Consider the following 7,429-nt stretch of genomic DNA (forward strand, 5'->3'; position numbering starts at 1 on the left):
GCGGCGGCGCGCCGGCCCCGATCGATCAGGCTACCGCGCTCAGAGCGCGAGCCCGTTGGCCCCGCGGATCAGCGCATCGAGCGCCTGCTGGTCGAACACGGTGCCCGCGTTGCGGTCGAAGATGGCCGAGCCGTTGTTGCCCGTCCCGCCGGCGTCCCAGTAGAACGGCAGCAGGCCGTTGGCGACGGCTTGCCGCGACGCGTAGTTGAGGAAGTAGGCGCGCGAATTCAGGTGCAGTTGCAGGTTGTCGCCCGACAGCGTCGTCGAGCGGCGGATCGCGCCGAACTCGCCCATCACGACCGGAATGCCCTTGTCGACGAATTTCTGCTTCATCTTCGCGAACAGGGCGTTCAGATCGGCTTCCTCGCCCCACGTGGCGTTGTGCGCCGTATCGGTGGTCGAGTGGTAGCCGGTGCCCCAGTAGTAGAACTGGTTGCCCCAGGTGGCGTCGGCCGTCATCAGCGTGAACTGGTACGGCGTGTAGTAGTGGATTTCCGCCATCTGCCGCGCCGTCACGGTGTCGGTCGGCATCGTGTTCATCAGGTTGTAGGTGAGGTCGATGTCCGTGCTCGGTCCCTGGACGACCAGCACGCGGTAGGCGTTCCGGCCGCCCGTCGAGCGCACGGCGTCGACGAACGTCTGGTGGTACGACATCAGGATCGCCATCTGGGTCGCGTCCTTCGCCGGCGGCTCGTTGGCGCTGGCGAACATCAGGTGTTCGTCGAAGCCGCGCAGCGTCGTGGCGATCTGTTCCCAGTACGCCTTCTGCTTCATGTTGACGGACGCCTGGGCGCTCGACGTGATGTTGTTGTCCAGCCAGCCGCCGTCCCAATGGATGTTGACGATCACGTACAGGCCGCTGTCGACGCACCATTGCACCACCTGTTTCACACGCGCCAGCCAGGCGTCGCTGATCTTGCCCGTGCGCTGGTCGGCGTACTGGTCCCAGGACGTGGGCAGGCGCACGGCCGTGAAGCCGTTCTGCTTGATCAGCTGGATCTGGGCCAGTGTGATCGGCGGATTGCCCCAGGCGGTCTCGCCGCCGATCGCTTCCAGCGAATTGCCGATGTTGATGCCGACCTTGATCTTGCCGGCCAGCGTGACCGCGTTGCTGGCCATGCCCGTCGCGTCGGCGGGCAGGGGGTTCGTGTTATAGCTGGGGAATCTGGCTTTCGCGGCTGCGACCGAGGACATCGATGCGGCCGTTTGCGTGGGACTGGCGGGGTCGGTGGCCGAGCCGCCGCTGCAGCCCGTCAGGGCCAGTGCGAGCAGCGTCGCGCTCAGGATTGCTTTGCATTTCATGGCATGTCTCCTCATTACGTTAACGTGTCGTCGTACGGGATGGTGCAAGACAGCATGGTGCGGTGGCGATGGTCGTCGGGGCGTGCGCCTCCTTTCGGGTCATTGGAAATGCGATGGGGGCCGGTGCGGACCGGCCCGGGGGATTACTGGATCAGCTTGCGGTCGCGCAGCCATTCCTCGGCGCGCTGCGGCCACAGCGACGCGTCGCCGTGGCCGGCGCTCATGCCCATGCCGTGGCCGCCGCGCTCGAAGATGTGCATCTCGGCCGGCACGTGGGCGCGGGTGAGGGCCTGGAAGAACAGGATGCTGTTGTCGACCGGGACGGCGCCGTCGTCCTGCGAATGGACCAGGAACGTGGGCGGCGTCTGCGCGCTGACGCGGGTCTCGACCGACATCCGCTTCACCAGGTCCGGCGCCGGGTTCGCGCCCAGCAGCGCGTGGCGCGAACCGGCATGCGCGGATGGCGGCATCAACGTGATCACCGGGTACATCAGCAGCAGGAAGTCGGGCCGTGCGCTGACGGCGTCGAGCGCCGCGCCCGTGCGTCCGGCCGGATCGTCGAACATCGTGGCCGCGCTGGCGGCGAGGTGGCCGCCGGCCGAACTGCCCATCACGCCGATGCGGTCCGCCGCCACGCCGTAGTCGGCCGCATGCGCGCGCACGGTGCGCAGCGCGCGCAGCACGTCCTGCAGCGGGGCGGGGTGGCCGAAATCGGACAGGCGGTACTTGAGCACGAAGGCGGCGACGCCCAGGCGGGACAGCCATTGCGCGTACTGCCGGCCTTCGTGGTCGAACGCCAGGAATTCGTAGCCGCCGCCCGGGCAGATGATCACCGCCGTCCGCGCCGCGCGGCCGGACGCCGCCGGGTAATAGGTCAGCGTCGGCTGCGAGACATGGCTGATGAGCTCGCCATCGAGCTTTTCGGGGCCGGGATTCGCCTTCGCGTTCGGCACGCCTTCCGGCCAGAGCGGGATCACGGTGGTCTGCGCCTGGGCGCCGGCGGCGATGAAGAAGAATAGTGTGAGCAACAGCTTGCGCATGGAGAGGCCTTGAAAAAATCCGGTGAGGAGGGATTGTGGCCATCGGCCGCCGCACGGCGCAATTATGAAATCGGCGAACGCGGCACATGATTTTTGCCGGAACCGCCCGGCGCTGCGATTTCATCCCGCGCACTCGCGATTTTCGCAATTGCCGCGCCGTGGCGATGACCGGAGAATGGTTCCCTTTTTCTCCCGAGGTAAGCCAGTGCACCGTTTCTCCACATTGAAGAAGGCGATCGCCATGTTGTACGCCGCCACCGTCTGCTGCGCCAGCGCGACGGCGGCCGAGCCGTGGATGAACACGAAGCTCCCTGCGGACGAACGGGCCGGCCTCGTGCTGCGCGAGATGACGCTGGACGAAAAGCTGAAGCTCGTCTTCGGCTACCTGGGCGCGGACCAGGCGTCGAAGAACACCAAGCGCCCGGCGCCTTCCCACGACCAGTCGGCCGGATTCGTCTACGGCGTGCCGCGCCTGGGCATTCCGCATTTGTGGGAAACCGACGCGGGCCTCGGGGTGGCGAGCCAGGGCGGCCCGAACGTGCGCTACGCGACGGCGCTGCCGTCCGGCCTGGCCACGGCGGCCACGTGGGACGTCGCCACGGCGTACGCGGGCGGCGCCATGATCGGCGCGGAAGCGCGCGCCTACGGCTTCAACGTGATGCTGGCGGGCGGCGTCAACCTGCTGCGCGAGCCGCGCAACGGCCGCAATTTCGAATATGGCGGCGAGGACCCGCTGCTGGCCGGCCGCATCGTGGGCGCGCAGATCAAGGGCATCCAGTCGAACCACGTCGTCTCCACGCTGAAGCATTTCGCGCTCAACGACCAGGAATCCGGCCGCACCACCGTGAACGTGCGGATCGACGACGCCGCCGCCCGCATGTCCGACCTGCTCGCGCTGCAGATCGCGTACGAAGCCGGCGATCCGGGCGCCGTCATGTGTTCGTACAACCGCGTGAACGGCGTCCACGCGTGCGAGAACGCCCACCTGCTGAACGAGGTGCTCAAGGACGACTGGGGCTTCGCGGGCTGGGTGATGTCGGACTGGGGCGCCGTCCACAGCACCGTGCCGGCAGCGAATGCAGGGCTGGACCAGCAGTCCGGCATGCCGTTCGACGTGTCCGACTACTTCGGCGCGCCGCTCAAGGAAGCCGTGTTGAACGGCTGGGTGCCGCGCGCGCGCCTGGACGACATGGCGCGCCGCGTCCTGCGCTCGATGTTCGAACACGGCGTCGTCGACCATCCGGTGGCGCCGGCGCCGGACACGATCCCTTTCAAGGCGCATGCCGCCGTGTCGTTGCAGGACGCGCAGGAAGGCATGGTCCTGCTCAAGAACGACGCGCATGTCCTCCCGTTGAACGGGGCCGTCAAGCGGATCGCCGTGATCGGCGGCCATGCGGACAAGGGCGTGCTGGCCGGCGGCGGCTCGTCGCTCGTGTACCCGGCGGGCGGCAACGCCGTGCCGGGCATCGCGCCGACGACGTGGCCCGGTCCCGTGATGTACTACCCGTCGGCGCCGCTGGACGCCATCCGCAAGCGCGCGCCCGGGGCCACGGTCACCTATGCCGACGGCGCCGACCGCGCGGCCGCGGCCGCGCTGGCGCGCGACAGCGACGCCGTGATCGTGTTCGCGACCCAGTGGACGGGCGAAGGCATGGACGTGTCCGACCTGGCGCTGCCCGACCGCCAGGACGCCCTCGTCGCGGCCGTGGCGGCGGCCAACCCGCGCACCGTGGTCGTGCTGGAAACGGGCGGTCCCGTCACCATGCCGTGGCTGGCCGACGTGGGCGCCGTCCTCGAAGCATGGTATCCGGGCACGAGCGGCGGCACGGCCATCGCGGACATCCTGTTCGGCATCGTCAATCCGTCCGGGCATCTGCCGGCCACGTTCCCGGCCTCGGAAGCGCAGTTGCCGCGTCCCGCGCTGGACGGCTTTCCGTACGTGGCCGACCGCCGCTTCGAGACCGATTACCACGAAGGCGCGGCCGTCGGCTACAAGTGGTTCGACCTGAAGGGCCTCAAGCCCCTGTTCCCGTTCGGGCATGGCCTGTCGTACACCGACTTCACGCTGTCCGGCCTTGCCGCCGACGTGAAGGACGGCATCGTGCACGCCGCGTTCACGGTGACGAACACGGGCAAGGTGGCGGGCCGGGAGGTGGCGCAGGTGTACGTGGCACCCGTCGAGGCGCGCTGGGAAGCGCCCAAGCGCCTGGCCGGGTTCGTGAAGGTGGACGTGAAGCCGGGCGCCGGCGTCGGGGCATCGGTGACGGTCGATCCGCGCCTGCTGGCCGTCTTCGACGCCACGGCGAAGACGTGGAACGTGGCCGCGGGCGACTACCGTGTCATCCTCGCGGCCAGCGCGGCGGACGCCAAGGCCGTCGCCACGACGGTGCACCTGGACGCGGCCGTGTACGACGTGCGCGGCAAGCTTCTGCGCGCGCGGACGGTGCCGTGATCGCGGAGCGCCGCCGCGTTGTGTAAGTGCAACGCGGCGGCGGCGCGGCGGCGAAACCGCGACCCGGCGAGAGTGGGCTGTTATGATTCCAGCGACGTCCCCATCAGAGGTGACGGACTGGAGACAATCACCCACCATGCCATATGCAAGAGTTTTATAAGAAGGCGCTGCTCGCGTTCATTCTCATCGTGCTCGCGGATGCGCTGCTGGCGGCCATACTGGTCGAGCGAAGCTATCTGTCGGCGTCGATCCTGCCCGGGAGCGGCCATGCCGGCCGGGACGCGGTGCGCTGGCGCCGCGGCTTCACCACGGCCCCGTGGGCCTGGAACGCGGGCGTCATCCGCGTCGACGACGCGGCCTCGGACCTGCTGCGCTTCGACCTGAACCTCCCGGCGACCGGTGCGGACCCGAGCGTGTCCGCCGACCTGCTGGCGGTGGACGATAAAGACAAGCCTGCGCTGGCGGACCTGTCGACGTACAGCACCGTGTCGTTCGTCGCCCGCTGCGCGCCCGCCAATTCGATGGTGTTCATCGTTTCGATCTACGACGAACACATGTCGAAGCCCGGCAACTTCCTGACCTATCCGCCGGCCCTGACCTATTTCTCGTGCAACGAGGCCGGCGTGCCGGTATCCCTCGACCTGACCCGCTTGACGGTGCCGGAGTGGTGGTTCGAAACGCTGCACCGCGACCTGTCGCACCAGGACTTCAAGCTGGACCGGGTCGCGCGGCTCGTGTTCGGCGTGACGTCGCAGAGCCCGCGCGGCGTCCCGTCCCACGTGGAGATCGGCAAGCTCACGCTGCGCGGCCGGGACTACCGCTACCTCGCCTGGCTGGCCGGCATCGTGGCGGCGGGCTGGATCGCGTTCGGCATCTGGTTCTTCCGCGCCCATGCGCGCGCGACGATCGCGGGCCTCGATGCGCAGCTCAAGAAAGACCTGCCGCTCGTGGCCTACCGCCAGCTCACGCTGGAACCCTACCGCGACAAGGAAAAGGCGTCGGTCCTGCGCTTCATCGCGACGAACTACACCAATCCCGAGCTGGACCTGGAGGCCGTCGTCGCCGCGACCGGGACGAACCGCACGAAGGTCAACGACGTGCTGAAATCGGAACTCGGCATGACGTTCACCAGCTACCTGAACAAGCTGCGGCTGACGGAGGCGGCGCGGCTCCTCACCGAGCAAAGCGGCACGGCCGTCGCGGAGATCGCGTACTCGGTCGGGTATGCGAACGTCTCCTATTTCAACAAGCTGTTCAAGGAAGAATACGGCTGCACGCCCAAGGCGTTCCGCACGCTGGCGACCCAGCAGGAGCAGGGCGCCGGTCCCGTCCAGGAACCCGCGGCGCCCTAGCCGCCGGCCTCTCCGGCCGCACGACCTTCCATCCCGCGTCTCATTCGTCGCGCCCGCGCGCCCACACGCGCGGCGCCGTTGTGTATTTCCCACACATCGCATTTTTCATGCATCGTGTTGGTGATTTTAAGAATTGTCCTACACGTGGCTGCAAATCAGAATGAATTCACCGGTACAGGCGCGGATGCCGCCGCCTTCCGGCACCCACAAGAACGGACGCACAGAATGTCGCAGAGGAGAATATCAGTGAAGCAGTTCCAAAGAACAGCCATCGCCGCAGGTGCGGCCCAGTTTGTGTTGATGGCGAGCGGGGTCCTGTTTGCGCACAGCGCACTGGCCGACGACACCACCACGAAGAAGGACGACACCACGACCACCGTCGTCGTCGTGGGCCAGCGCGCCGCGCTGGAATCGGCCGCGATGCGCAAGAAGAATTCGGACGAGATCGTCGATTCGATCGTCGCCGACGACATCGGCAAGCTGCCGGACAAGTCGGTCACCGAAGTGCTGCAGCGCGTGGTCGGCGTCACCATCGACCGCACCATGAACCTCCCCGACAAGCTGCAGGGCGTGGGCGACGCGATCAACCACTTCGCCGCCGAAGGCACGGGCGTGACCGTGCGCGGCATGTCGTACGTGCGCTCGGAACTGAACGGCCGCGATTCGTTCTCCGCCAACGGCGGACGCTCGCTGAGCTTCGAGGACGTGCCGCCCGAGCTGATGGCCGGCGTGGACGTGTACAAGAACCCGTCGGCCGAGCAGATCGAGGGCGCCATCGGCGGCCTCGTGAACCTGCGCACCGCGCTGCCGTTCGACTTCAAGGGCGCCAAGGGCGCGGTGTCGGTGCAGGAGTCCCGTTCCCAACTGCGCGGCAAGAATTCGCCGTCGTTGTCCGGCCTGGTGTCGAACCGCTGGAAGACCGGCTTCGGCGAATTCGGCGCGCTGCTCGACCTGGCGCGTTCGCGCATCGACACGCGCAGCGACGGCATGCAGATCTCGCCGTACATCGCGCGCACCGACGCCGTCGTGGGCGACACCAGCGGCGCGAAGCGCTGGATCTCGGGCGGCGGCAGCTGGACGACGAACAACTTCGAACGCGAACGCGACGGCCTGTACGGCGCGCTGCAGTGGAAAAAGGATTCGCTGTCGTCCCACCTGACGTATTTCCGTTCGAAGTACGACATGAGCACGACGGAAGCGGCGCTGTCCGCGAGCGCGAACCCCGCGACCATCATGCTCGATCCGGGCGCCGTGTTCGACGACAGGGGCGTGCTGCTGGCGGG

At 67.8% G+C, this 7,429-nt stretch carries 5 protein-coding genes; 3 read left to right on the plus strand and 2 right to left on the minus strand.

The features are described 5' to 3' along the window. Positions 1–39 precede the first annotated feature (39 nt). On the minus strand, positions 40–1,302 hold the full coding sequence (locus tag ASC93_RS13770) for a glycoside hydrolase family 5 protein (protein WP_200958327.1): 1,263 nt from the start codon (positions 1,300–1,302) through the stop codon (positions 40–42). A gap of 143 nt (positions 1,303–1,445) precedes the next feature. Beyond that, the gene (locus tag ASC93_RS13775; protein WP_056442767.1) at positions 1,446–2,342 is read right to left on the minus strand and encodes an alpha/beta hydrolase; all 897 of its coding nucleotides are present in this window, start codon (positions 2,340–2,342) and stop codon (positions 1,446–1,448) included. Positions 2,343–2,583: 241 nt separating this feature from the next. Here ASC93_RS13775 and ASC93_RS13780 point away from each other — a divergent pair, with 241 nt between their 5' ends. The 3 genes from ASC93_RS13780 to ASC93_RS32105 form a co-directional block, all read left to right on the plus strand. Further along, the gene (locus ASC93_RS13780) at positions 2,584–4,794 is read left to right on the plus strand and encodes a beta-glucosidase (RefSeq protein ID WP_056442927.1); all 2,211 of its coding nucleotides are present in this window, start codon (positions 2,584–2,586) and stop codon (positions 4,792–4,794) included. A gap of 143 nt (positions 4,795–4,937) precedes the next feature. Further along, positions 4,938–6,146 carry an AraC family transcriptional regulator gene (locus ASC93_RS13785; RefSeq protein ID WP_082548031.1) on the plus strand — a complete coding sequence of 403 codons (1,209 nt, stop codon included), beginning with the start codon at positions 4,938–4,940 and terminating at the stop codon, positions 6,144–6,146. A gap of 246 nt (positions 6,147–6,392) precedes the next feature. Continuing rightward, positions 6,393–7,429: TonB-dependent receptor plug domain-containing protein (locus tag ASC93_RS32105; RefSeq protein WP_229412721.1), on the plus strand; the 1,037-nt coding region annotated here is incomplete at its 3' end.

This window comes from Massilia sp. Root335 (genome assembly GCF_001425685.1).
Taxonomy (GTDB): Bacteria; Pseudomonadota; Gammaproteobacteria; order Burkholderiales; family Burkholderiaceae_D; genus Telluria; species Telluria luteola.

Excerpts from the sequence above, each read along its gene's own strand:
- ASC93_RS13770 (WP_200958327.1), bottom strand. The coding sequence starts at position 1,302 with ATGAAATGCAAAGCAATCCTGAGCGCGACGCTGCTCGCACTGGCCCTG.
- ASC93_RS13775 (WP_056442767.1), bottom strand. The coding sequence starts at position 2,342 with ATGCGCAAGCTGTTGCTCACACTATTCTTCTTCATCGCCGCCGGCGCC.
- ASC93_RS13780 (WP_056442927.1), top strand. The coding sequence starts at position 2,584 with ATGTTGTACGCCGCCACCGTCTGCTGCGCCAGCGCGACGGCGGCCGAG.
- ASC93_RS13785 (WP_082548031.1), top strand. The coding sequence starts at position 4,938 with ATGCAAGAGTTTTATAAGAAGGCGCTGCTCGCGTTCATTCTCATCGTG.